The following is a 25242-nucleotide window of genomic DNA, read 5'->3' as shown; positions in this document are numbered from 1 at the left end:
GTCTCTACCGCGTGAGTGAGGACGGTGTGGGGGTTGCGCTTGTCGGGGCGAGGTTGAGGGTTGCCGTCGTCGTCGGGCTCGGTCGATCTGGCAAGGATGGTGTACAGGTCCCGGGGCATGTGCTCACTCCGTTGGATGAAGGCCAAGGGGCCGGGCTTGGTTGTGTCTTCGCCGCCGTGACGAACGGCCAGATCACTGCATACAACAATGCCGCTGCCACGGCTAGTAACACACCGTCACGAAGCACGGTAATACGGGTGCGGACGGTTTCCTCACCCGCCCCCACCGCGTGGGCGTAGCCGAGGGCCGCCTCACGCAGCACGGGCATCGGCCCACTTGCGAGCTGCCGCGTCTCCAGGCGTCCAAAGTCCGCACGGGAGGTGAGCAGTGACGCGGCACCGCCGATAGTAAGCACCACCAGCAGGGCGCTGATGACCCAGACGACTCGCGCTGGAACACCGAGAAGAAAGACGCGGTTGGCGCTGGTCGCCAGTACCGCGAGTTCAGCAAGACCGATCGTCAGCAGCGTGGTGGCACGTGAGCGGGTCTTCTCAAGATCTGCGAATTGGCGATCAACCTGGCGGCGACCTTCTTCAACGATGATCTTAAGGTCGTCCGGGGTGAAACGTTCGATGTCTGCGGTGAACGACTCTGGTTGCCCGAAGGTAGGAACCTCGACGCCCGGTCGAAGCACCGCCAGCACATACCAGCCGTAGACGCGCGCCTCGGCGAGCCGACCCTTGACGACGTGCACTAACGTCCTGCCAGCCAGTCGGCGAGGGCACGAGCAACGGACGTCGTCGCGCTGTCGGGTAGGAACAGCCACTGCCCGCCGGGGTTCAAGTCGAGGAATGCGGGGCCGTCGTTGTCGACAACCCAGTCCTGGCTGCTGAACCCGACGCGCAAGTGGGCGGCCAACCGCACGGCCGCGATTCCCACTTCCGTCCAAGCGGAAGACACCTTGAAGGCGTGGTGAGCGGGCTCGTACTCACGCCAGTCGACCGGCACGTCGGTACCGTCGAGTTCGGTCACCCACGCCCGATCGTGGACCGTCACAACCCGTAAGTGGACCTGCGCACGGATGAACTGCTGGGCGAGGAATGGGGCATCAAGCAGATCGGCCCCGGCGACGTCGGCGGCATGAACGGGGCGTACGTAGACGACGTTCTGGCGTTCGTGGTCCTCGAAGTTCCCGGGACCTAACGGCTTGAGGACAAACGGCTCCCCCAGTCGCTCCGCAAGCTCAGCTGCGTCACCGCTGACCAGGGTGGTCGGATACCGAATGCCAACCTCACGAGCTGCGCGATACTGCACCAGCTTGTTCTCAGCGGCGAACAGTTCATCAACCGGCGTCACTAGGGTCAGTGAAGGGTCGCGCAACAGGGCAGCAAGCAGGACCAGTCGCGAGGACAACACGGCGGCGTCATGTCCGCCGAGTATCGTCCCATGGTCCCACCCAGCGGGTGCGAGTCGGCGAAGCCAGCCACGAGCGGGTCTATCACGGTTAATGCCGACCGTGCCGCCGGCCTCATCGACCAGCACCATACGGATTGGGTCGAGACTCTTCAGACCTTGGCTCAGCGTTGCGGCGTCGACGACCACCGTGCCTCGCGCGGGAAGTAGTTCAGCGACGGCTTGGACGTGAGGATCTGCTCGGTCTCCGACGAGGATTACCGGCATCGGGAGATGCATAGCGCGATGGAGCCCAACAAGGCCCCGGAGCGTCCTTCGTCGGTGGTCTCGGCTGTTGCGGTGACGCTGGTCATAGGACCAGGACGAGGTCTCGGCGCGTGAGGTCGCGCATCAGCGCCCAGCTGTCGGGATCCATGTTGGCGTTGCTGCTGTGCCAGCAGTCGGTACAGATTCATCCGGCTGATAAGTCCTTCCGTACCCCGCGTCCCCCGCGAGCATCCGTCGCTTGGACGGCACATGGTATCGGGCGTAAGGCCCTCCACTCTGTCGGATAACGAGCTGGGCGCTGGTAGCGGCGGAACCGGTCGTGAATGTCGCGGAGTGTGGCGGGCCGCGCTCGGCGATGCGATGCGGAGGGCCCCGGGCTCCTTGCACCCGGGGCATTTGTCATGCTTGATTCGGGTCGACGTTTCAGGCCCTTACGTCCGGCCACTGGACGCCGACCGGCTGACCTCGGTGATCGCCGTGTGGCTGGCCGCTGGCGAGTTCCTAATACATCGAACGACCCCGATCCTGATAGTGGTCGGGGCCGTTCCGTTGTCGGTGACCTGCGGGCCGGACTCGCTCCACCTGCTCGGGGCCGTGGCCAGCAACCCAGGGCGGTCACGCCGACAGGTCGAGACTGCCCAGCACCGCAACGACCAGCAGCCTATCCTTCAGGCGCGCAGCGCCGGTCGAATCCTTGTCGCCCGCCACACCCACGTGTCCCCCGAAAGATCAGTTTGCCCGTGAGCACCCATCGTCGCGGTGTACGGGCGGCGTGCACAAGCCGCACACGCGTTGCCGTCACCGGAGTGGACCCTGCGTCTCCTCGACCGTCGTCGCCGCTCGGTGATCCCACCGTTGGCGGAGGGGGCAGGTGCGGTCCACTGTATGGAAGACCCTGGCCAGGCGTTGGACCAGCCCGCTACGAGGCCCCGTCGTCAATGCAAGGACGGGCGCGGGTGGTGCATACTCGGCAGCGCCGTTTCGTCTTAGCGAGGAGAGGGGCGACGTAGGTGGAGTTCCGCAAGGCAAAGCCGGTCAGCCTGCGTGGTAACCCACTGTTCTCGGAGAAGTGGCTACAAGGTTTGATCGCCGAGGACCCGAGCCTGCTCGGGTTGGGTGACCTGGTGTTGATGCAGGCGGAACGGCGGCAACCGCGTGCAGGCCGGCTAGACCTACTCCTGGTAGACCCGGACGAGCCCACCCGATACGAGGTGGAGATCCAGCTCGGTCCCACTGACGAGGCGCACATCATCCGCACCATCGAGTACTGGGACATCGAGCGGTCCCGGTACCCGCAGTACGAGCACGTCGCCGTGCTGGTCGCCGAGGACATCACCAGCCGGTTCCTGAACGTGATCAGCCTGTTCAACCGGGCCATCCCGCTTGTTGCCATCCAAATGCGTGCCCTTAATGTGGGCGGGACGCTGACGTTGAGCGCCACGACCGTACTGGACGTAACCCGGCTCGGCACGGATGAAGAAGACGAGCCAGGACAGGCGACCGACCGGTCGTACTGGGTACAACGCAGCTCGTCGGCGTCCGTATCGATCGCCGACGAGGTGCTGGCCCTGGTCAATACCATCGCACCCGGTATGCAGCTGAAGTACAACAAGCACTACATCGGTCTGGCCCGCGACGGCATCGCCGACAACTTCGTGCAAGTGCGACCGCGGCGCAGCCACGCGGTCTTGGAGATCCGGCTGCCACGCAGCGACGAAACCAGTGCCTTGTTGGACGCTTCCGGCCTCGACGTGTTGTCGTACGCGGCGCGGTGGGGCCGGTATCGGATGACCGTCAACTCAGCCCACATCGCCGCGCACCAGCAGCTACTACTGGACCTCATCCGGCAAGCGGCTGGAACCCCAGCACCGGACAACGACTGACGTCGCACGTAAGCGCTGCCTTGTTCGGCTGGTCCTGGGCTGCCGACGGCCGGACCTAACGATGCCGGCCAAGGTTACCCCCGAGGTCTGGCACGAGCCTTGACCTGACCGAGAACCCGGGGCAGGAGCAATCTGCCCGACGAAGGGAGACCCAACACCGTACAGACCGCTTGACAGCCGCGATTGAGACTCGTCAGGTCAGTTGCTCCACCTTGTCACCCTGGCCCTGGTCCGCTCCACTAAGTGTGGTGTCGGCGGCAGACTGGATGGCAGGACAACTGCGGGTACGACCGGGCTTCGTAACCCGGTAGGCGGATTGGCCAGCCGCACCTAACCTATCTGGCGTGCGTGAATCTGTTCCCACCGGCGAGACGATGGACCTGGGCAACCTGCACCTGTACTGGCAGCTCATTGACCAGGAGTTCCAGGCGGTCGACGGCTTGCCTTCTCTGGAGGGGCGCCACGTACTCTCTGCCCGCGCCTTCGACCAGTCGCAGGTCGCCGGGCCTCGTACCTACATCGGGGTGACGCGATATCTGGGTGTCGCCAGGGACAACCACCAGGCACTGCTCGCATTGCTGGAGCATCACGGCGCCACGCTTTGGGCCCCGTGGAGCCTGCTGCGGCCCACCTTCGAGACGGCCTTCTACGCCGCATGGATCCTTGACCCGGTTGATGGGCGGGAGCGCCGGACGCGAGGGCTTCGGTGCGAGGTCAACGACTACTACCAGCAGCGTAACCATCGCGCTGCCTTCAAGGCTTTCCCTGAGGCGGCGAAGCTGATCGTGGAGCGTGAGCAGTGGGACGCGACGCATGGGTCGTTGAAGACCTACCGCGAGGAGGCTGCTGCACTCGGCCGGCGATGGAACGAGATCCAGCAGAAGGTCAACGTTGCGCAAGAGTTGCCCAAGCTGACCTTCGTCAAGAGCCAGCCCGAGTCCGCTCCGTTGTTCGAGGCGATGTGGCGTCTACTCTCCGGCTACGAGCATGGCCTCGGATGGGCCTTGATGAACGGTAGCAAGCGGAAGGTGGAGGCAGAGATTCCCGGCGGCTCATTTGTCAACTTCACCATCAACGACGAAGCCTTCGTAAACGCAGCGAAGGCCACCTATTTCCTGCTCCTGTCGGCCTGCCGGCTCCTGCGACGCCGTCACCTCGAGCCGATCCGATAGGGAAGTAGTCCCTTGCTGAGCCGGGGCATTCCAGGGCCGCCGCCATGCAGTCCGCATCTAGTCCGCGAGCGATCGACCCACTGCGTCGACATGTACAAACAGGCACCGTTAGGGAAGTAAGGGTTGGAGCGAATGGAGCCATCAGGCGACGCGACCTCTGTCGGCGGTACGGATGCCGTCGAGATCCGCCACCGAGCAGTCCTGCGAAAATTCATAGTACGTGCGCGTCGAGTAGAGGAGCACTCCCTCGCTGCCGACAAAGAAATGCTTATGGCGTGGGCCCGGGGTACCTTCACGCTCAAGTTCGAGCCTCGGTCAGGCAAAGCAACTATGACATGGGATTTGCCCGAGGAAGAGGCACTCGATTCCTCGCCGCTCGATGCCGACCGTTCCTTCTTCAAGGCGATCCGGTTTACCATTCAAAGGTTACCAGCGCTCTTGGCTACTTCCTTCGTCCCGCTCCAGAGGAACTCAAGGGCCAACTCCAAGAGATCCGCGCAAGTTGGCGACCGCTGGACCCGGGTGATCGGAGAACTATCGGCTACGAGTCGAGAACCGGATCGGTTACGGAGTCATTGGGCGGCCTTGTGCCAGACAAAGAGTTAGCCTATGCCTGGCTCTACGGCGACCTCGTACACGCAGACGACAACGGAGACGAACGGTTGCACGGCCATGATATCGACGCCCGATTCCAGGCCGGCACTTTGCTTATTACGAACGTTGCGGTTAAGACAATCACGACACTTAACCTTGCGAGATTCGCGCAGTCGCAGAATTACCTCACACTGGAAAGCGATGTATACACTGAGCGGGTCACCGCCCGCCCCGAACGTGATTTGGAAGTCGTAAAATTTGCGACCGCACCCGTAGGAACGCCCATATCTGATATCGAAGCCGCTCTAGATGGCATAGTTCCTGGCCCCGACTCCCCAAACGACTAATCATCGCATCCTGTGACTTTCGGTGGCGAGCCGGTCGCGCCCCTTCCGATCTGCCACCACCCAATAAGTTCGGTCCAGGTAAACCCGTCTGCGGACAACAGCCGGCCATGGACGGACGGTCCAACGAAACTCAAGTTCAGCCCTGCCTCATCAGTCAGGGTGGCGCTGCTGGACCAGAACTCGAGGGTTTCGGAGCAGAAGATCAGGGCCGGGCTCGGTGCCCGAAGTCGATGACGGTCTGCACGTGGGCCGCCACGGACAAGCGGACGGCGGACCGCGACCCGGCGCGGGTGCTCGCACTGGCGCCGTCGCCGCCGGAGGCGAGCGTCCCGGTCATCCTGTCCGTGGGCCGGCAACCTGCCACAAGGCACTAACCGGCAATGCGCGGAGCCTGTCGCCAAACGGCAGTGTCGAGGTCCCGGTGTAGAGGACGATGCCGACGATGAAGTCGTCGCCGAGGCGGTCGGCGAGTCGGCGTAATCCGCGGAAATCGTCGGATCCAACGGTTGTGGCTGCCTTGACCTCAATCCCGACCACATGCCCGGATCTGTTCTCGAGCACCGCGTCGACCTCGTACCTACTCTGGTCGCGGTAGTGAGAGAGGTCGGCAGACTGCTCCGACCAGGTGAGCTGGCGGGACAGCTCGGACAAGACAAATGATTCGAGCAATGCGCCGAACGATGCGCCAGGCCGGAGCAGTGCGCGGGCGTCGGTCGCGATCTCGTTGGCGGCGATACCCGAGTCGACAAAGATCAGTTTCGGCGCGGCAGTTGAACGGGTGCCAAGATTTCGGGACCAACCGGGGATCCGCTTGATGAGGAAGATCTCTTCCAGTGCTTGGAAGTATCGTGCGATCGTCGGGCGGCTCAGTCCGAGGGCGGATTCGAGGGCGTTGGCGGCGATGATGGACGCGGATCTGGCGGCGAGTAGGCGCACCAGCTTGCGCAGCTCGCCCTTGTGCTGGATGTCGGACAGTTGTCGCACATCGCGATCGATGAGCGCTTGGACATACGCGTCAAAGAACCGTTGGCGGCGCCGCGGGTCGACGCGGTTCGTGGCCTCGGGCAGGCCGCCTCGCACGATCCTGGCCGCGTAGTCGGCGCGGGTCACGTCCGACTCGTGTCGCAGTTCGGGGCCGAGCGCGAAGACGGCGTCGACGAACCCGTCCGGCTCGCCGTCGAGTTCACCTTGGGAGAACGGCCAGAGCTCGACGGTTTCCATCCGACCGGGCAACGCGTCCGGGGCAGCCACCATGCCGAACAGCCGCGATGAGCCGGTGAGCAGATAGCGGCCGGGACGAACGTCCTCGTCGACGGCCGCCTTGATGGCCAGCAGCAATTCCGGAGCGCGCTGGATTTCGTCGATCACCAGCAGTTCGGCGGAGTCCACGAAACCAACCGGGTCGGCGATTGCCGCAGCCCGGTCCTGCGCCCGGTCGAGATCGCGGCGCTCGGCGAGCCGGTCGCCCGCGACGATGCGAACCAGAGTGCTCTTGCCTGCTTGGCGTGCTCCGCTGATCAGCACGACGCGGGTGTCAGCGAGTGCTGCGTCGACCTGCGCGGCGGCGTGGCGGGGGATCAAGTGCGATGTGGGCACGAGTCATGATAACCGGCGGGATTACGATCTGCGGGCTGGTCTGCTTTCGATCTGCGGCTCTGCAATGTTCGGTTCGCGGGCCTGTGGCGTTCGATATGCGGCGGCACACTGATCGGCGACGAACATCGTCGGGACCTCCACATGGCTCGGCCGCACTGACTTGCCGCAGTCTTGGTCAACTGGCGGTGAGCACTCCGATGTTGCTGAAGGTCACGGACAAGCCGCCGGCGGCTGTCGTCAGACGGGTGGTCTTGCGGGACCCGGTGGCCCGTGCCAGCCAGCAGGAGGTACCGACCGGTTTCGCGACGTCCAGGTCCGGTTCGATAATCCGCCAGAGGTTCTTTGCGTGCCGGTGGATCGATGCGCCGCGGATCGGTGCTGGCGTTAGCGACTCAACGCCAGGAGTGCTAGCGGTCAAGTTCTCTCACAACCGGGACGCACCCTGTAGTTAGCAATTACTCCAGCATCGAGCGAACCACGTCTTCATCGACGCACAGCGCCCGTCAGAGTGAGGGGCGGGAGCTATGAGCCGCACGGTGACGCACATCGTGGGGGCACTCGACCGCTGCGCAACCTCACGCTTGGGCCACCGACTCCGTCGAACTCAGCCGTTCGGCTCGAGTTCTGCCGCCCTGTGCCGCGGTCTGGGGCTCTGTCCGGCGGTCAAACGACGGTCAAACGATCAAGGGCGGGTTCCCCGTCTTCCGGAAACCCGCCCTTGACCTGCTGTTTCTTGGTGGAGCTGAGGGGATTTGAACCCCTGACCCCCTCGATGCGAACGAGGTGCGCTACCAGTCTGCGCCACAGCCCCCCGCCGGCGAACCGGCTTCGGTCCCACCCGGCTTACACCGGGCGGGCCGGCAGCAAGGCTAACAGGTCGCCGGCCCCCACCGCGAATCCGCCCCCGGTGCGGCGCTCCGGCCTGCCTGGAGATCGACTCGGTTTCCTGGAAACCGGGCCGTCCCGGGCGTTCCGACACCCCGATTCTCAGAAACCCGAGTCGATCAAGTCAAAGGAGGCGCTCCGGACCGGGACCAGGACCGGACCACGCCAGGCCAGGCCAAACCCACGGCCAGGACCACGGGCAGGGCAGGCCGGGGCCCCCAAGATCAGGGCATGGTCCCGAGACGGGCGGGTCAGGCGCCTCGGCCGGCTTCGTAGGGGCGTCCGCGGAGGCCGCCGGACCGCCGGTACGAGACCGACCCGCCGTTGACCGCCGCCGGCAGGTCGCCCGGCCGGTCCAGGCCCATGGCGGCGCGGCGTACCCCTTCGCGCTGCGCGGCCAGGCGGCGCTGCGCCTCCCGGCGGGCGGCGGCCCGGCGGGCCTGTTCCCGGCGCACCTCGGCCTGCCGGGCGGCCAGCCAGGCGGCCTCCCGGGCCCGGGCGCGGCGGCGACGACGGCCCGCGAGGGCCCGAGCCCGCAGGTGGACCACGTACATGGCCAGGAGCAGGAAGGTGACCCCGAAGCCGACCCAGAAGCCCGGGCTGACGAACAACACGCCGATCAGCTCGACGACGTTGAGGAGCAGCAGGGCGGCGAGCACCCGGCGACGCCGGTACACGGCTGGGGTGTGCTGTCGGCGCGGCGGCGGACGGCGGCGGGACCGCTTCGGTGCGGCGGGTACGGCGCGTAGCCGACCGGAGCGACGGCCAACCGGGGGCGCGGAGACCGGCGTGCTCAACGCTCCGGTGGTCGCGTCCTCGCTGAGGGTCACGACAAGTGAGCGCGGAGGATGGACGGGTCGCCGTCCCGGCACAGTGCGGCGCCGCCGACGGCGCTGGAGCACCCGCGCCGTCGACTGCGCCCGCTCCGCCACCAGCCGCTCGGTGGCGTCGTACCGGCGAACCAGCGCCGGAGCCAGGGCGAGCAGGCCGGCGGCGGCGAGGACGGCGAGGAGCACCGAGGTCGGCACCCTCACCCCTCCCGTCACCGAATTCGAAGCAACCGCTCGCCGACCGCAGGATCTTCCATCGATCACGCCTGAGTGCGTGGATCGTCCGGCCGGGGAGCGCTTGCCGCAGCTTGCAGTTACTTGAGGTTACGGCGCACCGACCGGGATGCCACCGCGCCGCGCCGATCCCGTCCGTGGGACGGCCGGCAGGAGGTCGGCAAACGCCCTCCTACCGAGCGCTGGTCCGTACCCGGTGCCAGCGGGCCAGCAGACCCCCTTCGGCGGCGATCTCCTCACTCGTCATCGCGTATCCGATGTGGTCCCGCCAAGCGCCGTCGATGTGCATGTAGCGCACGTGGTACGACTCCTCCCGGAAGCCCAACTTCTCCACCACCCGCCGGGACGGACGGTTCTCCGGGCGGATGTTGACCTCCACCCGGTGCAGCCCTCCGGGGCCGAACGCGTGGTCCACGGCGAGTGCGAGGGCCGTGGGGATCACCCCCTGGCCGGCCACCCGGGCGTCCACCCAGTAGCCGACGTAACCGGAGCAGAGCGCCCGCCGGACGATGCTGCCCACGTTGATGTGCCCGACCAGCCGATCCCGGTCGGCCTCGCGCAGGCAGACCGCGAACGGCATGCCCTCGCCCTCCCGGGCCGAACGCCGCTGGTCACGGTGCACCCAACGGAAGGCGGCCGGCGAGTTCATCTCGTCCCATCCGCCGGGCAGCGACGACTCCCAGGGCGCCAGCCAGGCGCGGTTAGCCCGCCGGATCTCCGACCACGCGGCCGCGTCGGAGCGCCGGTAGGGCCGCAACAGCACCGGGCCGTCGGCCAGCTCCACCGGCCAGCCCGGTGACCGCGCGGGTCCGAAGAGACTCACCCGGACAGTCTCCCGCGCGGGACCGTGTCGCGCGCAAGTGGCCCCGCCGAGCCGGACGCGCCCACCGCTACGGCCCGACGGTCGCGCGCGCGGTGACCACGCCGCCGACGATCCGACCGGGACACGTCACCGGCGGCGATCGAGGAGCAGGACGTCCACGGTGGAGCCGGCCGCGGCCGTGGTGACCCGCTCGCCGAGCACCAGCAGGCCGTTGGCCTCGGCCAGCCCGGAGAGGGTGAACGGCCCGCCGCTGAGCGGCTGCACCGTGTACCCGCCACCGCGCCGCTCGGCGACGTGCGCCGGCCGGAACTCCCGCAGACCCGCCGGGGACGACACGGTCTCCAGCAGGTGCGCCCGCACACTGGGTCGGAACACCGGCTCGGCGCCGGCGAGCAGTTGGATGGCGGGGCGGGCCAGCACCTCGAAACCGATCAGCGCGGCGCCCGGGTCGCCGGGCAGGCAGACCACCGGCACCTCCTCGGCGCCGACCGTGCCGAACCCGAGCGCGGTGCCGGGATACAGCGCCACATCGGTGAAGGTGACCGGCCCGGCGCGACCGCCCTCGCGGCGGGAGAGGATCCGGCGCACCATGTCACCGGGGCCGGTGCCGGTGCCTCCGGTCGTGATGATCAGGTCGGCGCGCAGCGTCTGGTCCTCCAGGAGCCCGCGCAGCCCCTCGGGGTCGTCGTCGCAGATGCCCACCCGGTACGCGAGTGCGCCCACCTCGGCCGCCGCGGCGGTCAGCGCGTGCGAGTTCGCGTCCACCACCTGGCCGGGCTGACTGCCCCGGCCCACGTCGACGAGTTCGTCACCGGTGGCCACGATGACCACCCGTGGACTGGGCCGGACCACCACGTGCCCGATGCCGGTCGCCGCGAACACGGCGACCAGGGCCGGGGACACGTACGTGCCGGCCCGAGCGAGCAGAGTGCCGGCGGGCAGCTCCTCACCGGCGCGGCGTACCCCGTATCCCCGTTTCGGGGTGCGGAAGATCTCCACCGCGGCCATGCCCTGGTCGGTCCACTCCACCGGCACCACGACGTCCGCGGCGACCGGCAGCGGCGCCCCGGCGGCCACCGAGAAGCACGAGCCGGGGGTGAGCCGGACCGGCCGCCAGCTCGCGGCACCGAGATCGCCGACCACGTTGAGCCGGATGGTTCGGCCGCCGCGCGTGCCGGAGGGGGCCGGGACGTAGCTCGGCCCCCGACCCCCTCCGGAAATGTCCTCCCAGCGTGCGGCGTAGCCGTCCACGGCCGCCTGGTCGAAGGCCGGGAAGGCGTGCGGCGCGACGACGTCCTCGGCGAGGACGTTGCCGTGCGCCTGGGTGAGGTCGAGGTCGAGTGGCGGCAGCGCGCGCAACCTGCGCAGCACGCTGCCCAGGTAGTCGGCGAGCGGCGTCAACTCGTTCGCGGCCGCCTCGGCGTCGGCCGTCGCGGTCATGTACCAGATCCGCCTGCCGCGTCGGCCTTGACGAAGTCGGCAAGCCAGGACCGGAACTCGGTGCCCAGGTCTTCGCGCTCGGCGGCGATCTGCACCACCGTCTGGAGGTAACCCAGCGGCATGCCGGTGTCGTAGCGGGTGCCCCGGTAGACGATCGCGTGCACCGGGGTCCCCTCGGTGCGCAGCAACTCCATCGCGTCGGTCAGCTGGATCTCGCCGCCGCTGCCCGGCTTGGTCCGCCGGATCGCGTCGAAGATCTTGCCCGGCAGCACGTAGCGGCCGAGCACCGCGAGGTTGCTCGGGGCGTCCTCCGGCTTCGGCTTCTCCACCATCCCGGTCACCTTGACGACCTCGCCGATGTCGGACAGCTCCGACTCGGCGGGCTCGACGGAGGCGATTCCGTACCGCTTGGTCTCGGCCGGGTCGACCTCGAAGAACGCGAGTACCACACCACCGGTGCGGGCCTGCAACTCCAGCATCGCCGGCAGCAGCGGCTCCGACGGCTTGACGAACTCGTCGCCCAGCAGCACCGCGAACGGCTGGTCGCCGACGTGCGACTCGGCGTACCCGACGGCGTGGCCGAGCCCGAGCTGCTCGGGCTGCCGCACCGTGTAGATCTCGGCCAGCTCGCTGGGCCGCCGCACGGCGGCCAGCCGCTCGGAGTCACCCTTCTCCTCCAGCCTGGTCTCCAGGTCCGGACGCCGGTCGAAGTGGTCCACCATCGACGTCTTACCCCGACCGGTGATCAGCAACACGTCACCGATGCCAGCCTGCGTGGCCTCCTCGACGATGTACTGCAACACCGGCCGATCCACCACCGGCAGCAGTTCCTTGGGCACCGCCTTGGTGGCCGGCAGGAACCGGGTGGCCAGTCCGGCGGCCGGGATGACGGCCTTGACCGCCAGGGGACGGCCAGTTGCGGCGACCGTCGATGAGGGGTTCGCTGAGTGCTCCGACATGCCGCGAGACTATCGGCCACGGCTCTGCCGCGGCGGGTGTGGCCCAGAAGACGCGCCGCCACCCGCCCCCGGCCGCGCCGCGTCCGGGCCGGCCCGCGCCCCGTCCGTCGCGCGCTCCGCCGTGTCGTCGGCGGTGTCCGGCCGGGCGTGCGCCGGGCCTGCCAGCGACGATTCCGGTACGCCCACAGCCGGGTCGGGCCGGGCGGGCCCGCCCGGCTCCCGGATGGCCGGCACGGGCTGGCCGGCGCGCGGCAGCCCGTCGGGTGGGCTCACCGCGCACGCGAGCACCGGGATCTCCCGGGTCGGCAGATCCCCGCCCACCTCGGCGACCCGGTACGTGTCGCGGCCCGCCGCCTTGGCCGCGTAGAGCGCGTCGTCGGCGGCCTCCAGCACCTCCCGCCCGGTGCTGCCGTTGTCCGGGAACACGGCGATGCCCACCGACACGGTCACCAGGACCGGCCCGGCGTACGCCTCGACGGCGATCGGCGTGTCGCGTACCGCCGCGCCGAGCCGCTCCGCCACGATCGCGGCGCCCCGCGCGTCGGTCTCCGGCAGCAGCAGCACGAACTCCTCACCACCCTGGCGGAAGGCCAGGTCGACCTCCCGGATCTCGCCGCGCACCCGCCTGGCGAACTCGGCGAGCACGGTGTCCCCCGCAGCGTGCCCGTACGTGTCGTTGACGTCCTTGAACCGGTCGAGGTCCAACGCGAGGACGCTGAGCATCCGCCCGAAGCGGCTGGCCCGTTCCACCTCCCGCCGGATCGACTCGCGCAGGTAGCGGTAGTTCCACAGACCGGTGAGCGGGTCGGTGAGGGAGAGCCGCTGCGCCTCCTCGTGCACCCGGACGTTGTCCACCGCCACGGCCGCGTGGCCGGCGAAGGTGCGCAGGGTGGCCAGGTCGTCGTCGTCGAACTCGTCGGCGCCCAGCCGGTCGTAGAGGGCCAGCACGCCGAGCGCGGCCACCGCGCCGGTCTCGTCGGCCGACCCGGAGGCTCCACCGACGGTGGCCGGGGCACCGCCGCCCGGGGCCGCGAACGGGACCGCGACGTACGTGCGGCAGCGCGGCTCACCCGTCGGCGCCTCGGTCGGCTCCGCCGTCCCCCGCTGCGGTTCCCCGGTGGCGGCGACCTCGCCGACCACCCCGACGCCGACCGGCACCCGCAGCGTCGGCGGCCCGTCCCCCTCCTCGTCCGGCCAGCGCCCGTCCAACCCCTCGGTGCACTGCGCGACGAGCACGCCGCCGGTCTCCACCAGCAACACGGCGCCGGCGCGCGCGCCGGTGGCCCCGATGGCGCTGCGCAGAATCACCCGCAGGATGCGTTGCAGGTCGTGCGTGCTGGCCAGGGTGTCGCCGAGCACCGCGAGATGCCCGCGCAACTGGTCCCGGTTGCTGGTCAACGCCGCCACGTAGGAGCCGGTCTCCCGGGTCATCCGGTTGAACGCGGCGGCCAGCCGGCCCAACTCGTCCCGGCTGCGTACCGGCACCCGGGCGGTGAGGTCGCCGTGCGCCACCCGGTCGACCGCGCCGGCCAACTCCGCCAGCGGCCGGGTGGTCACCCGGGCCAGCCACCAGGCGGTCAGCACGGCGAGCAGACCGGCCAGCACGACCACCCCGACCAGCGTGGCGTTCAGCCCCGGTGGCCGCTCACTGGGCACGGAAAGCACCAGTGGAAGCGGCTGCGCGGCGGAGGGCCCGAGCCTGCGCACGTACCGGCCCTCGTTGGTCTCGGTGACCTGCTCGCCGTTCACGCCGACGGCGGCGGCCAGCACCGCGTCGCGTACGTCACGGGACTCGGTCGTGTGGGTGACCCGCGCGGCGCTCGCACCGCTGTCGAGCAGGGTGACCGCCACCCCGGTCACCGCCGCCAGCCGGGCGACGAAGGCCGGGTCGACCACCTGCGCGGCACTCACCGTGCCCAGTCGGGTGCCACCGCGGTCGTGCAGGTCGACCTGAGCGGCCAGCGCCCGGACCGGGCTGGTCGCGCCCTCGGTCGGGTTCCCGGTCGGGTTCGCGGTCGTGCCGGCGCAGTCCTGCCAGGGTGTCGACGGCGCGCCGGGCGAGACGTAGGTGACCTGGCCGGACACGTTGGTGATCAGCACCGCGGCGGCGAGGCCCCGGCCGACCAGTTGGGCGGCGCCGACGGCCGGGTCGGCGGTGAGGGCCACCGCGTCGGCGGCGGCGCGCAACTGCTGGCAGAGCGCGTCGACCGAGGTGCGCACGGTGGACGCCGCCACCGCCAGGCGCTCGGTGGAGCGGCTGCGGTCGACGGCTCCGACGGTGGAGGCGACGAAGAGCGCGCCGAGCAGGACCGGCCCGAGCACCACCACGAGGAAGGCTGCCGTCAACCGCCCGCGTAGCGTCACTCGGTCCCCCCGGAAGTTCCGCCTCCGTTGCTTGCGATGCTGACACAGAGCAACCGTGGGAGAGGCGTTGCGTCAGGAGTGTTGCGTGCCGGAATTTTCTGATGAAGCGGAAGTGACCCGAATGGCGAAGCGGGACACCCGCGTCGAGCTGCTCGCTCGCCGCCGGTCGCTGCCCGCCGCGACCCGGGCAGCCGCCGCCGGGCTCGTGCAGGCCGAGCTGGTCGCCCTGGTACGCCGGCGTCGTCCGCGCCGGATGACGGCGTACGTGCCGGTCGGCTCCGAACCGGGCGGCCATGACCTGCCCGAGGTCCTGCGGGCGGCGCTGCCGTACGACGCCGAGTTGCTCCTTCCGGTGCTCCTGGCCGACCTCGATCTGGACTGGGCGGCGTATACCGGGCCGGCTGCCCTGATCGCCGCCGGTCGGGGTATCCGGGAACCAGCCGGTGCCCGGCTCGGGGTGGCCGCCGTGGCACAGGCGGAGCTGGTGGTCGTACCAGCTCTCGCGGTGGACCGCCTCGGCCGGCGGCTCGGGCGCGGCGGCGGCTCCTACGACCGCGCGCTCGCCCGGGTACCCGAGGCGACCCTGACGGTGGCGCTCCTGCACGACGGTGAGCTGGTCGAGGCGCTGCCCGCGGAGCCACACGACCGCCGGGTACGCGCGGTCGTCACTCCCGCCGACGGGATGCGTACGCTTGTCGGCGGCCCGGGTACGGCGCATGGTGTCGCGCCCCACACGTCCGCTGGACGAACCGGGGGCGAATGACGCACCATTGGCACTCGAATACGTCGAGTGCCAACTGGCCGAGCCCAGATCCGGAGGAGAACGTGCCCACGTACCAGTACGCCTGCACCGCGTGCGGTCACCAGCTCGAGGCGGTGCAGTCCTTCTCTGACGAGCCGTTGACCGAGTGCCCGGCGTGTCAGGGGCGACTGCGGAAGGTCTTCAACTCGGTCGGCATCGTCTTCAAGGGTTCGGGCTTCTACCGCACCGACTCCCGGGCGTCCGGCTCCGAGACGACGGCCGGCGGCGCGGCCAGCAAGCCGGCGAAGTCCGAGTCGTCCTCCGGTGACAGCTCGTCGACCTCGTCTTCTTCGTCCTCGTCGTCTTCTTCGTCCTCGTCGGGGTCCTCGTCCGGGTCGTCCTCGGGCTCGTCGTCCGCCTCGGGGTCGTCCTCCTCGGGCGGCTCGGGCGGCGGCAAGGCGGCGGCGGCCAGCTCCGCGTCCTGACCGTCGAGGCCCGACCCGCCGGGCCGGGCCTCGATCAACTCGGGTTTCAGGAAGTCGGCCCGTCCCCGTCTCCTCGATATACCGGATTCCCGAATTTCGAGTCGATCAAGACGGGCGCCATAGCAAATCAAACCGACGGGTGGGCGTTTTCCACAGGCCGGGCGGTTGTCCACAGGCGTCGGCCGTGGGTCGGCCGAGGCGTCGGGAAATTGCCTAGCCTGCCGTCCATGGGTGCCACTGCGGCGCTCGGGGACGGAAGGCGGCAGAGTCGATGGTCGGTCCGGATTCCGCGCGGGCGTTGCGCCCGCTGCGCCAGCTCACTCTGCCCGGCGGGCGCACCCTGCTGCGGGCCGGTCTGGTCGCCGCGCTGCTCGGCCTGGCTGCCGCAGTCCTGCACACCCCGGCCGCATGCCCGCCAACCGCCGTGCCCTCCGACGCGCCAACCGTGCCAGACCACACGGCCGGGCAGGTCGACGAGGTGCCATGAACCGACGCCGGCAAAAGGCGCTCCGGGTGAAGCACCGACCTGCGGTGACCCCACAGCCCGGCCGCCGAACCCGACATGGTGGGACCTGGGCGAGCCGGCGGGGTCAGTCCCAGTGCGGTGGGCGTTCGGCGAGCAGCCAGTCGTCGTTGCCACCCGACCGCTCGCCCCAACCACGGTCGGTGTCGTCAGAGGTCTGCTCGGGCAGCACCACGAAGTCTTCGCTCAGGTCGACGGGACGGTCATCGTCGCCACGCGCGCCCTGCGGGCCGGGGTCCTCGGTGCTCACGAGCGGCAAGACTAGCGCAACCGCCCGGCCAGACCGGGCCGTCGACGGTGGGCACGCCGGCCAGAAACGACCGGGCCGCCGGTGGCGTTGGTAGCGTCGGACGGCGTGACGACCCCCAGCGGTGGCAGCACCCCGGACGACGACTACTGGCGACGGCCCGACACCGGTGACGAAGCCGTGTCGGACCACCCTGCCGCCCCGCCCGCACCGACACCCGGCACCCCACCACCCAGCGGGCACGCCAACCCCACCCCGCCCGGACCGGCCACCTCGCCGCCCATTGGGCACGCCGACCCGACCCCCGCCGGACCCGCCACCCCACCACCCAGCGGGCACGCCGACCCCACCCCGCCCGGACCCGCCACCCCCGGCGGGCACGCCCCCAGCGGATACGCCGGGCCGCCTCCGAGCGTGCCGCCGCCGACGGGTTGGCGTCCGCCCGTTCACCTCCAGGCGGCGCCGCCGCGACAGCTGCCGCCGCAGGACATGGCCGGGTTGGACGCGGCCGAGCAACGCTCGCAGCGGGTCACCTACGGCTTCGGCGCGGCGGCCGGCGTGGTGCTGCTGGTCCTGCTCTGCCTGCTCTGTTCGCGAATCATCTTCTGACCTTCCGCCGGCAGCAGCGGACCAGTTGCACGCTCACCGGAGCGGCAGACCGAGATCCGGCGTGGGGCTGCGGTCAGAGCGTGGTGCCCCAGACGGTCTCGGCACCGGAGTGGCCGGTCAGGTAGACGTAGACCAGGGCGGCGATGGCGAGCGCCACGGCCGCCACCGCCAGCACCGGGGTGACCAGCGCCGGCAGTTGCGGCACCCGGGGGTGCCCACTCGTCACCACGAGCAGCAGGATGGCCACGATCCCGAGCGGCACGACGATGCGGAACAGGATGTCACCGTAGCGGGAGTGCTCGAAGATCTGATCGAGGATCGGCCCCTGGAAACCCCGGGCGACGAGTGCGTCGGTGAGCGCCTCGCCCGACTTGACCGCGACGTAGGCGGTGACCGGCGCGGCCACGGCGAGGAGACCGAGCGCCCAGTCCAACCGGTGCCGCCACCGGGGCAGCCCCACGTACGCGATGGCCAGCACCGCCAGCAGCGGCACGAACACGACAACCGCGTGGACCACCAGGACGTGTACCGGTAGGCCCAGGATCTCCTCGAACATCGAACCCCTCCAGGTGGATCATGGTCAGGGGTGGCCAGCCGATGTTCGCCGATCTTCCCCAGGCTCTCGACCGGACACACGCGCGGCGCGTCGATCGGGTTCACCCCTCGCGGACCGTACCCCCGATCTTGCCGGGCTGTGTCGGTGACCACCCGGGGCGGGCGACGGTTGTCGATGCCGATCCCGCGTGCTGTCATTGGCGAATGTCCGGTGCCGAGGAGCTGCTGCGGTCGAGGGGCCTGCGTGTCACGCGGCCACGCCTCGCGGTGCTCGAGGTGCTGGCCGGCGGCGGCCACCTGGAGGTCGACGAGATCACCCGACGGGTCCGCGAACGCCTCGACTCGGTCTCCACCCAGGCGGTCTACGACGTGTTGGGCGCGCTGTCCCGGGCCGGCCTGTCCCGCCGGATCGAGCCGGCCGGCAGTCCGGCCCGTTACGAGGCACGCGTGGGCGACAACCACCACCACGTGGTCTGCCGGGGCTGCGGCGAGATCGCCGACGTCGACTGCGCGGTGGGCAGCGCCCCCTGCCTGGAGCCGAATGTCGCGCACGGGTTCGAGGTGGACGAGGCCGAGGTGACCTTCTGGGGTCTCTGCCCGAGCTGCCGGGCCCGCCGCTCCGCCGACGTCTGACCCGCCACACACAGCGGTCCGGGTCGGCCGCAAGCGCGGCGCGGGGACAGCGGCAAGCACGGCACGGGACCGGCATGCTCGGCGCGACCGTGGCACTCTTGGGCGGTGGACTCCGATGACCTCGGCCTCTTCGGTCCGGGTTCGGTGACGTGGAAGGTGCACGAGGAGCCGATCCTGATCGTCGCCGGCCTGCGCTCGCTCTACCTCCAGGCGTTGCACCCGCGGGCCATGGCCGGGGTCGCGCAGAACAGCAACTACCGCACCGACGCCTGGGGCCGACTGGTCCGCACCGCCACCTACGTGGCGACCACCGTCTACGGGACCACCGCCGAGGCGGAGGCCGCCGGGTCCCGGCTGCGCCGCCTCCACGACCGACTCCGGGCCACCGACACGCTCACCGGCGAGGCGTTCCGGATCGACGATCCGGACCTGCTGCGCTGGGTGCACGTGACCGAGGTCGAGTCGTTCCTGGACACGGCCCGGCGGGCCGGCCTGCCGCTGAGCGACGACGAGGTGGACGCCTACTACACCGAGCAGCGCCGCTCCGCCCAGCTGGTCGGTTTGGACCCCACCACCGTCCCGGGGACCGCCGCCGAGGTCAGGGACTACTACCGGGGTGTACGGCCACAGTTGCGGATGACCCGGGAGGCCGCCGAGACGGCGTTGTTCCTCACCGCCCCGCCGCTGCCGTGGAAACTCAGCCTGCCGGTCCGGTTGGGGCTCACTCTCGGCCCGCCGCGCTGGGCGTACCTGGGGCTCGCCGGTACCGCGTTCGCGCTGTTGCCGGCGTGGGCGCGCCGGATGTACGGAGGTCTCGGTCTGCCGACCACCGCACTGTCGGCGGACCTGAGTGTGCGTGCGCTGCGGCTCGCACTCGCCGCCGTCCCCCGCCGCTATCTGGAGGGGCCGTTGATCCAGGCGGCCAAGGAGCGGGCCGCACGCCGTAGCGCTGCTCCGCTGGTCGGCTGAGCTGCCGCTTCGGTGCCTTCGAGGTCACCCGTCGGCCGGCCGGTCCATGGCCGCCCACGGTTCCCTGCCCGGAACCTGCGCGCCCGCCGGGCAGTGCCGCCGGAAGTCGCACCAGCCGCAGCGCGGGCTGGGGGCCACCGGGAAGGCCTCGTCCGCGTCGGCGCCGTCCGCGACCGCCCGTTCGGCCGCCATGATGTCTCGGGCCGTCTCCTCCGCGCGGTTCAGCTGCCGGGCCAGCGACTCGACGGTGTGGTCGTGGGCGGCGACCGTGCCGGTCGGCAAATGGTGCAACTCCACCCGACGGCACGGCCGGCGGAACACCCGCTCGGCCGCGTAGGCGTAGAGCGCCAGTGCCTGCGAGCCCCGGGCGTCGTCCGTGTCCAGCCCGGTGCGACCGGTCTTGTAGTCGACGATCGCCAGCTCCGGCCCGTCCGGGCCGGGCCGTGAGTCGATCCGGTCGGCGCGACCGTTGAACGCCAGCACGGCGGTCTTGACCGCCACCACCCGCTCCACGCCGAGGGGGTCGGAATCCGGCTCCAGCGTCTCGACGTACGCCTCCAGCCACCCCAACGCCCGCCGGTAGGCGGCCCGCTCCTGCTCGTCGTCGCGGTAGCCCTCGCGGACCCAGGTGCCCTTGAGCAGCGTGGCCAGGGCCTCGGGGCGCCGACGGTCGGCGGGCAGCGCATACCAGTTTTTCAGGGCGGTGTGCACGCTGGCGCCGAGCGAGTTGTGCGCCCACGGCGGACCCTTGGGCGGGGCGGGCCGGTCGACGTAGGAGTAGCGGTAGCGGCGCGGGCAGTCCGCGTACGCGCCGAGTTTGCTCGGGGTGCACACGAACAACCGCTCCGGCATGCCCTCGAAGCCGAGCTGTTCGGCTTCGCCGGCGCGCTGCCGTGGGGCCCGACCGCCGGCGGCCGGCCGCCCCGCTGATGAGGATCGTCGCACGCCTGCGATCCTGCCATCCGCCCCCGACATCGCGGGGATGCCGTCAGGCCATGTTCACGTACTGCGTGACGAAGGCGGCCACCGCGTCGGCGATGAGCTGCACCGCGATCGCGGCCAGTAGCAGGCCGGCGATACGGGTCAACACCTCGATCCCGCCCGGCCGGAGGATCTTCACGATGCCGCCGGAGAACCGGAGGACGATCCAGACGGCGAGCATCACGGCGAGGATCGCCACCGCGATCGCGGTGAATTCGCCCAGCCCGTCGGCCTGCTGGACGAAGAGCATGGTGGCCACGATGGCACCGGGGCCGGCCAGCAACGGGGTGCCCAGCGGCACCAGCGCGATGTTGGAGGTGACCTGCTGGCTCGGGTCGTCGGCCTTGCCGGTCAGCAGCTCCAGGGCGACGAGCACGAGCAGCAGCCCACCGGCCGCCTGCAACGCCGGCAGGTCCACGTGCAGGTAGTCGAGCAGGGTCTGCCCCGCCACCGCGAAGATCACGATGACGCCGAGCGCCAACGCGACGGCCTGCCACGCCGCCCGGTTGCGGTCGCGGGCGGGAAGCGGACCGGTCAACGCCAGGAAGATCGGCATCATGCCCGGCGGGTCAGTGATCACCAGCAGGGTCACGAAAACCTCGCCGAACAGCTTCAGATCCACGTGATCAACCTAGCCGCGGCACAGTGGGCGAAATACCCGGATCACCCCGAAGCGACCTCGGTCACCCCGCCGGCGACGATCTGCTCGTACGCCTCGACGCCGGTGCTGAACTCACCGAGCTGCACGGTCTTGTGGGTGCCGTGGAAATCCGAGGAGCCGGTGACGAACAGGCCCAGCTCGGCGGCGAGCGCCCGTACGTGCTCCCGCTCGGCCGGGCTGTGGTCCTCGTGGTCGGCCTCCAACCCGGCCAGCCCGGCGGCGGCCAACTCGGCGATCAGTTCGTCGGGCACCACCCGCCCCCGCCGGGTGGCCCGGGGGTGGGCGAAGACCGGCACGCCTCCGGCCGCCCGGACCAGTCGAACCGCGCGGAACACGTCGATGTCCTCCTTGGGCAGCCGGTACCGCTCGCCCAACCAGTCCGGGCCGAACGCCTCCCGGGTACTGCCGACCAGACCGGCGCGGATGAGCGCCTGCGCGATGTGCGGGCGCCCCACGGTGCCGCCGCCCGCGCCGGCCAGGATGTCCGGCCAGTTCACGTCGATGCCGTCGGCCCGCAGCAGGGCGACCATCCGTTCGCCGCGCTCCTCCCGGGCGGCCCGTACCCGGGCCAGCTCGGCCACCAGTTCCGGGTCGTCCGGGTCGAAGAGGTACGCCAGCAGGTGCAGCGGCACCGCCGGCTGCGCGCCGGACCAGCGGCAGGACAATTCCGCCCCCCGGATGAGACGAAGCCCTGGCGGCAGCGCGCCCACGGCCGGCGCCCAGCCGGCGGTGGTGTCGTGGTCGGTGATCGCCAGCACGTCCAGCCCGGCGTCGGAGGCCGCGCTGACCAGCTCGGCCGGGGTCAGCGTGCCGTCGCTGGCCGTCGAGTGCGTGTGCAGGTCGATCCGGGGGGTGGAGCCGGTACGCGAGGTCACCGTCCGACGCTACCGGGGAAACCGCGAGTCGGGCTCACCTATGTCGCCCCGGCACCGGGGTCAGAAGCTTTTCACCAACACTGGGCGGTCCCCCGCTGGCACGCCGGGCACCGGAGCCGGGCTGGCCGGCTTTCCGGCCCGTACCCGGCCGACGTCCACCCGGACCAGTGCGCCGCTGCCGTCGAGGTAGGAGGCGTCGGTCTCGTTGCTCCAGACGATCGCCCCGGTCATCGGCGGGCCGGCCGCGACCGCTGGCGCGTTCGCGCCGAGCCGTTGCAGGTCGATCAGCAGGGCTCGGCTGGCCTTGCCGATCCACCCGTTCACCAGCAGCCACCGCCCGTCGGGTGAGATCCCGCCGACTCCGTCCTGACTGAGGTCGGGACCGCACCCGGTGCGTACCGGGTCCAGGGAACGGGTCGGGGTCAGCACGGCCAGGCACGCTTTGTCGGAGCCGGTCGTGGCGACCTGGCCGACGAGCCGCCCGTCGGGCAGCGGCCCGTAGACGTTGAGGCTCTCCCTGTCGAGGGCCTCGGGCAGCGGCCCGGCACCGGGCCGCCAGAGGGTGTGGCCGGCGCCGGCCGGGTCGGGTCGCACCAGCACGCTGTCACCGACGAACCGGACGGGTTCCGCCGTCGCCGGCGCCGGGGTGCGCACCGCCCCGATGAGCTGGGTCCCGACCACGCCCGCCACCAGCAGGTCGCCGCCGTCGCGCCAGGCGACCTGGAGGCTGTCCGGGGCCAGGACGATCGTGCCCGCACCGGCGAGGAGCACCTGCACCAGGCCGTCGTTCTGCACCACCCAGAGGGAACGCCCGGCGGCACTCGGCGCGCCGACCACCAGCCAGCCGCCGCCGTTCGGCAGGGGCTGGGCGCGTTCGGCCGGCCCGACGTCGGGCAGGACCAACCGCCGGCCGTCGGCGCTGACCAGCGTCTCGCTCATGACCAGGGAGGTCGACGGTCCGGGCGAGGGGTCGGTGCCGGGATTGCTGGCCGCGGGGCGGGGCCGGTTCGTCGGGTCCGGATCACCGATCACCAGGATGGGTGACCCGTCCCGGGCGGTCTCGGCACCGAGTTGCGCCATGCCGGCACTGAGCAGCACGGTGGTGACCGCCGCGAGGGCGATGCCGGCCGCGGTACGCCGACGTCGGATCCGGTTGGCGCGGCGGATGGCCTGGCCGGCCGGATCGGCGCCCAGTGGCCGGGCGAGGGCGACCTGGCGCGAGAGTGTCTCCCGCACCGCACCTTCCAGTTCGTCCGGCCGCACCTCGTATGAACGCCGCGGGCCGTCCGTCAGGTTGTCGGGCCGGCCGGGGAACCCACTCACTGCTGTTCCCCGGAGCCCGTGCCGACGGGCACGGCCGCCGGGGCGGTGGGTAGTACGACCTGCGGGCCGATCGGACGCGGCACGGCGGTGCGGGGCGTGGCCGGGCGAGGCACGGGTCGACCGGCCGCCTGCCCTGGCCTGACGGCGGCACCGGCGGCCGGGGTCCGCCCGGTCCGGGCACCCGAACCCGTCGTCCCGGCAGCCGACCCACCGGCTGCACCCGAACCCGTCGTCCCGGCAGCCGACCCACCGGCTGCGGCCGAGCCCGTCGTCCCGGCAGCCGACTCACCGGCTGCGGCCGAGCCTGCGCCGGCGGCAGCCGACCGGCCAGCGGTGCCGGCGGCGGCGAGGTCCGGTGCGTCCGCGCCCATCCGCCGACGCAGCGTGGCCAGCGCCCGGGACGACTGGCTCTTCACCGTGCCCGGCGAGATGTCCAGCATCGCGGCGGTCTGCGCCTCCGACATGTCCTCGTAGTAGCGCAGCACCAGCACCGCCCGTTGCCGGTTGGGCAGCTCCCGGAGGTGCCGCCAGAGCAGATCGCGGTCAAGTTGCTGCTCGATCTCGTCGACACCGGCCCGCTCGGGCAGCACCTCGGTCGGGCGTTCGCCGTGCCAGCGTCGCCGCCACCAACTGGTCGAGGTGTTGACCATCACCCGCCGGGCGTACGGCTCGACCGCCTCGATCCCACCGAGCCGCTTCCACGCGAGGTAGGTCTTGGTCAGCGCCGTCTGGAGCAGGTCCTCGGCCGTGGCCCAGTCCCCGGTGAGCAGGTAGGCGGTGCGTAGGAGCGCGGCGGAGCGGGCCGCGACGAACTCGCGGAACTGCTCCTCCAACGAGTCCTTGCTCGCCACCGCCCACCTCCACACCCCTGCCGTCCTGGCAGGGTGCCACGTCAGAGGCGGTCGGGTCCATGACGAAAGGTGCGCACTTGCTCCGATGTTCGGTCGAAAACCTTCACGCCCCGTCGTCGGCCTTGGCCTCGTCGGCCTCCTTGCCGAGCCGGGCCTCGACCGCCTGCGGCTCGTACATCTCTTCGACCACGCGCAGGTAGAGCTCGTTCGGGTTGGGCAGATTCTTGATCTCGCGGAGCGCCTGCTCCTGACCGGCCGACTCCAGCACGAAGGTGCCGTAGTTGAGCGCTCGGCCGGTCGGGGTCTGCTCGTACTTCATGTCGGTGACCCGGACCAGCGGCATCATCGCGACCTTGCGGGTGACGATGCCGTTGACCACCATGACCCGCTTGTTGGTCAGGATGAACCGGTCATACCACCAGTCGGCGACCTTCCACGCCACCCAGCCCATCACCGCGAACCAGAGCAGCACCGCGATGGTGGTCAGCGCGCCGACATCCTGGCCGGCGAGGAAGCCGGAGAGGTAGCCGAGCACGAAGGTCGCCGCGATGCCGATCAACAGCGGGTTGGTGAGGTGGATCCAGTGTCGCTTCCACTCACCCCGGTAGCGCTCGGTCGGGAAGAGGTAGCGAGCCACCAACGAGCTGGGCTCGTCCTCCAGTGGCAGCACCCGCCGAGGGGTCGCGCCGGTCGCGTCGGCGCGCAACCCGGCCAGCTCGTCCTCGGAGATCTGGGGCGGCTGGTAGCCGGCCTCCGGATCACGGACCCACCCCCGACCGGAACGACCCTGGCCGGCATAGCCAGGCCCGTCGCCGTAGCCGACGTCGTCCGAAAGGGACGGACCGTCGGACAGGCCGGGACCAGCCCCGTAGCCCGGGCCGTCATCGGGCCCGATCCGCGGGATCGGCTCGGTGTCACGCTCGCGACGTTCCCGGTCGGGGTCGTCCGGGTCGAAGGGTGGACCGGAGGGGCTGCCCATCG

General features: G+C 70.6%; 24 protein-coding genes, 1 tRNA gene and 1 pseudogene. 8 read left to right on the top strand and 18 right to left on the bottom strand.

What is annotated here, in order from left to right; all coding sequences use genetic code 11:
• Positions 1–4: 4 nt before the first annotated feature.
• Positions 5–754: a hypothetical protein gene (locus AB0J33_RS04225; RefSeq protein WP_363609650.1), complete on the bottom strand. Its 750-nt coding sequence runs from the start codon at positions 752–754 to the stop codon at positions 5–7.
• Positions 754–1602, bottom strand: coding sequence for a hypothetical protein (locus AB0J33_RS04220; RefSeq protein ID WP_363609648.1), 849 nt, complete (start codon positions 1600–1602; stop codon positions 754–756). Before AB0J33_RS04220 ends, AB0J33_RS04225 begins: the two co-directional genes overlap by 1 nt.
• A 1088-nt stretch (positions 1603–2690) precedes the next feature.
• Between AB0J33_RS04220 and AB0J33_RS04215 the strand changes: the two genes are divergently transcribed.
• Together AB0J33_RS04215 and AB0J33_RS04210 are read left to right on the top strand one after the other, a co-directional pair.
• Entirely contained in the window at positions 2691–3563 is an 873-nt protein-coding gene (locus AB0J33_RS04215; protein WP_109819302.1) for a hypothetical protein, read from the top strand.
• 344 nt (positions 3564–3907) lie between these two features.
• Positions 3908–4735 (top strand): hypothetical protein, encoded by an 828-nt coding sequence (locus AB0J33_RS04210; RefSeq protein ID WP_363609645.1) that lies wholly within the window; start codon positions 3908–3910, stop codon positions 4733–4735.
• Positions 4736–6009: 1274 nt separating this feature from the next.
• Here AB0J33_RS04210 and AB0J33_RS04205 read toward each other — a convergent pair.
• The 7 genes from AB0J33_RS04205 to AB0J33_RS04175 all read right to left on the bottom strand — a co-directional run bounded on the left by AB0J33_RS04205 (position 6010) and on the right by AB0J33_RS04175 (position 14807).
• Positions 6010–7272 (bottom strand): ATP-binding protein, encoded by a 1263-nt coding sequence (locus AB0J33_RS04205; RefSeq protein WP_363609643.1) that lies wholly within the window; start codon positions 7270–7272, stop codon positions 6010–6012.
• Positions 7273–8006: 734 nt separating this feature from the next.
• Positions 8007–8083: transfer RNA gene (locus AB0J33_RS04200), tRNA-Ala, on the bottom strand.
• A 325-nt stretch (positions 8084–8408) separates the two neighbouring features.
• A complete protein-coding gene (locus AB0J33_RS04195) occupies positions 8409–9191 on the bottom strand; it encodes a hypothetical protein (RefSeq protein ID WP_363609641.1) in 783 nt (260 codons plus the stop codon).
• Positions 9192–9393: 202 nt separating this feature from the next.
• Positions 9394–10044 carry a GNAT family protein gene (locus tag AB0J33_RS04190; RefSeq protein WP_363609639.1) on the bottom strand — a complete coding sequence of 217 codons (651 nt, stop codon included), beginning with the start codon at positions 10042–10044 and terminating at the stop codon, positions 9394–9396.
• Positions 10045–10170: 126 nt separating this feature from the next.
• Positions 10171–11484: a gephyrin-like molybdotransferase Glp gene (glp, locus tag AB0J33_RS04185; RefSeq protein ID WP_279515071.1), complete on the bottom strand. Its 1314-nt coding sequence runs from the start codon at positions 11482–11484 to the stop codon at positions 10171–10173.
• On the bottom strand, positions 11481–12443 hold the full coding sequence (locus AB0J33_RS04180; RefSeq protein ID WP_363609637.1) for a UTP--glucose-1-phosphate uridylyltransferase: 963 nt from the start codon (positions 12441–12443) through the stop codon (positions 11481–11483). Before AB0J33_RS04180 ends, glp begins: the two co-directional genes overlap by 4 nt.
• Positions 12444–12452: 9 nt before the next feature.
• Entirely contained in the window at positions 12453–14807 is a 2355-nt protein-coding gene (locus AB0J33_RS04175) for a diguanylate cyclase (protein WP_363609635.1), read from the bottom strand.
• Between the two features lie 85 nt (positions 14808–14892).
• On the opposite strand from AB0J33_RS04175, the gene AB0J33_RS04170 reads away from it, so the two are divergent.
• Positions 14893–15570: a 5-formyltetrahydrofolate cyclo-ligase gene (locus tag AB0J33_RS04170; protein WP_363609633.1), complete on the top strand. Its 678-nt coding sequence runs from the start codon at positions 14893–14895 to the stop codon at positions 15568–15570.
• Positions 15567–15773: pseudogene (locus tag AB0J33_RS04165) on the top strand (FmdB family zinc ribbon protein); the annotation flags it as partial. The gene AB0J33_RS04170 and the pseudogene AB0J33_RS04165, both read left to right, overlap by 4 nt.
• A 14-nt stretch (positions 15774–15787) precedes the next feature.
• On the opposite strand, the gene AB0J33_RS04160 reads toward AB0J33_RS04165, so the two are convergent.
• Positions 15788–16072, bottom strand: coding sequence for a hypothetical protein (locus AB0J33_RS04160; RefSeq protein WP_363610262.1), 285 nt, complete (start codon positions 16070–16072; stop codon positions 15788–15790).
• A gap of 233 nt (positions 16073–16305) precedes the next feature.
• On the opposite strand from AB0J33_RS04160, the gene AB0J33_RS04155 reads away from it, so the two are divergent.
• Positions 16306–16521, top strand: coding sequence for a hypothetical protein (locus AB0J33_RS04155; RefSeq protein WP_363609631.1), 216 nt, complete (start codon positions 16306–16308; stop codon positions 16519–16521).
• 103 nt (positions 16522–16624) lie between these two features.
• Here the strand turns inward: AB0J33_RS04155 and AB0J33_RS04150 are convergent, their stop codons facing one another.
• Positions 16625–16807, bottom strand: a complete 183-nt coding sequence (locus tag AB0J33_RS04150; RefSeq protein ID WP_363609629.1) for a hypothetical protein — start codon at positions 16805–16807, stop codon at positions 16625–16627.
• A 105-nt stretch (positions 16808–16912) separates the two neighbouring features.
• Between AB0J33_RS04150 and AB0J33_RS04145 the strand changes: the two genes are divergently transcribed.
• Positions 16913–17413: a hypothetical protein gene (locus tag AB0J33_RS04145; protein WP_363609627.1), complete on the top strand. Its 501-nt coding sequence runs from the start codon at positions 16913–16915 to the stop codon at positions 17411–17413.
• Between the two features lie 73 nt (positions 17414–17486).
• Here AB0J33_RS04145 and AB0J33_RS04140 read toward each other — a convergent pair whose 3' ends face one another.
• The gene (locus AB0J33_RS04140; RefSeq protein WP_363609625.1) at positions 17487–17969 is read right to left on the bottom strand and encodes a DUF2231 domain-containing protein; all 483 of its coding nucleotides are present in this window, start codon (positions 17967–17969) and stop codon (positions 17487–17489) included.
• A 203-nt stretch (positions 17970–18172) separates the two neighbouring features.
• Between AB0J33_RS04140 and AB0J33_RS04135 the strand changes: the two genes are divergently transcribed.
• A complete protein-coding gene (locus tag AB0J33_RS04135; RefSeq protein ID WP_363609623.1) occupies positions 18173–18601 on the top strand; it encodes a Fur family transcriptional regulator in 429 nt (142 codons plus the stop codon).
• Between the two features lie 105 nt (positions 18602–18706).
• The gene (locus AB0J33_RS04130) at positions 18707–19570 is read left to right on the top strand and encodes an oxygenase MpaB family protein (protein ID WP_363609621.1); all 864 of its coding nucleotides are present in this window, start codon (positions 18707–18709) and stop codon (positions 19568–19570) included.
• Positions 19571–19594: 24 nt separating this feature from the next.
• Here the strand turns inward: AB0J33_RS04130 and AB0J33_RS04125 are convergent, their stop codons facing one another.
• The 6 genes from AB0J33_RS04125 to AB0J33_RS04100 form a co-directional block, all read right to left on the bottom strand.
• Entirely contained in the window at positions 19595–20515 is a 921-nt protein-coding gene (locus AB0J33_RS04125; RefSeq protein WP_363609619.1) for a PD-(D/E)XK nuclease family protein, read from the bottom strand.
• Between the two features lie 43 nt (positions 20516–20558).
• Entirely contained in the window at positions 20559–21173 is a 615-nt protein-coding gene (locus AB0J33_RS04120; protein ID WP_363609617.1) for a MarC family protein, read from the bottom strand.
• Between the two features lie 41 nt (positions 21174–21214).
• Positions 21215–22087, bottom strand: a complete 873-nt coding sequence (locus AB0J33_RS04115) for a PHP domain-containing protein (protein WP_363609615.1) — start codon at positions 22085–22087, stop codon at positions 21215–21217.
• Between the two features lie 60 nt (positions 22088–22147).
• Positions 22148–23323 carry a hypothetical protein gene (locus tag AB0J33_RS04110; RefSeq protein WP_363609613.1) on the bottom strand — a complete coding sequence of 392 codons (1176 nt, stop codon included), beginning with the start codon at positions 23321–23323 and terminating at the stop codon, positions 22148–22150.
• An 83-nt stretch (positions 23324–23406) separates the two neighbouring features.
• Positions 23407–24261 (bottom strand): SigE family RNA polymerase sigma factor, encoded by an 855-nt coding sequence (locus tag AB0J33_RS04105; RefSeq protein WP_363609611.1) that lies wholly within the window; start codon positions 24259–24261, stop codon positions 23407–23409.
• A 103-nt stretch (positions 24262–24364) separates the two neighbouring features.
• Positions 24365–25240 carry a PH domain-containing protein gene (locus AB0J33_RS04100; protein WP_363609609.1) on the bottom strand — a complete coding sequence of 292 codons (876 nt, stop codon included), beginning with the start codon at positions 25238–25240 and terminating at the stop codon, positions 24365–24367.
• Positions 25241–25242 lie beyond the last annotated feature (2 nt).

This window comes from Micromonospora sp. NPDC049645 (genome assembly GCF_040675155.1).
Lineage (GTDB): Bacteria > Actinomycetota > Actinomycetes > Mycobacteriales > Micromonosporaceae > Micromonospora.
Note: the sequence above shows the minus strand (reverse complement) of the source record. Positions and strands in the feature narration are given on the sequence as shown.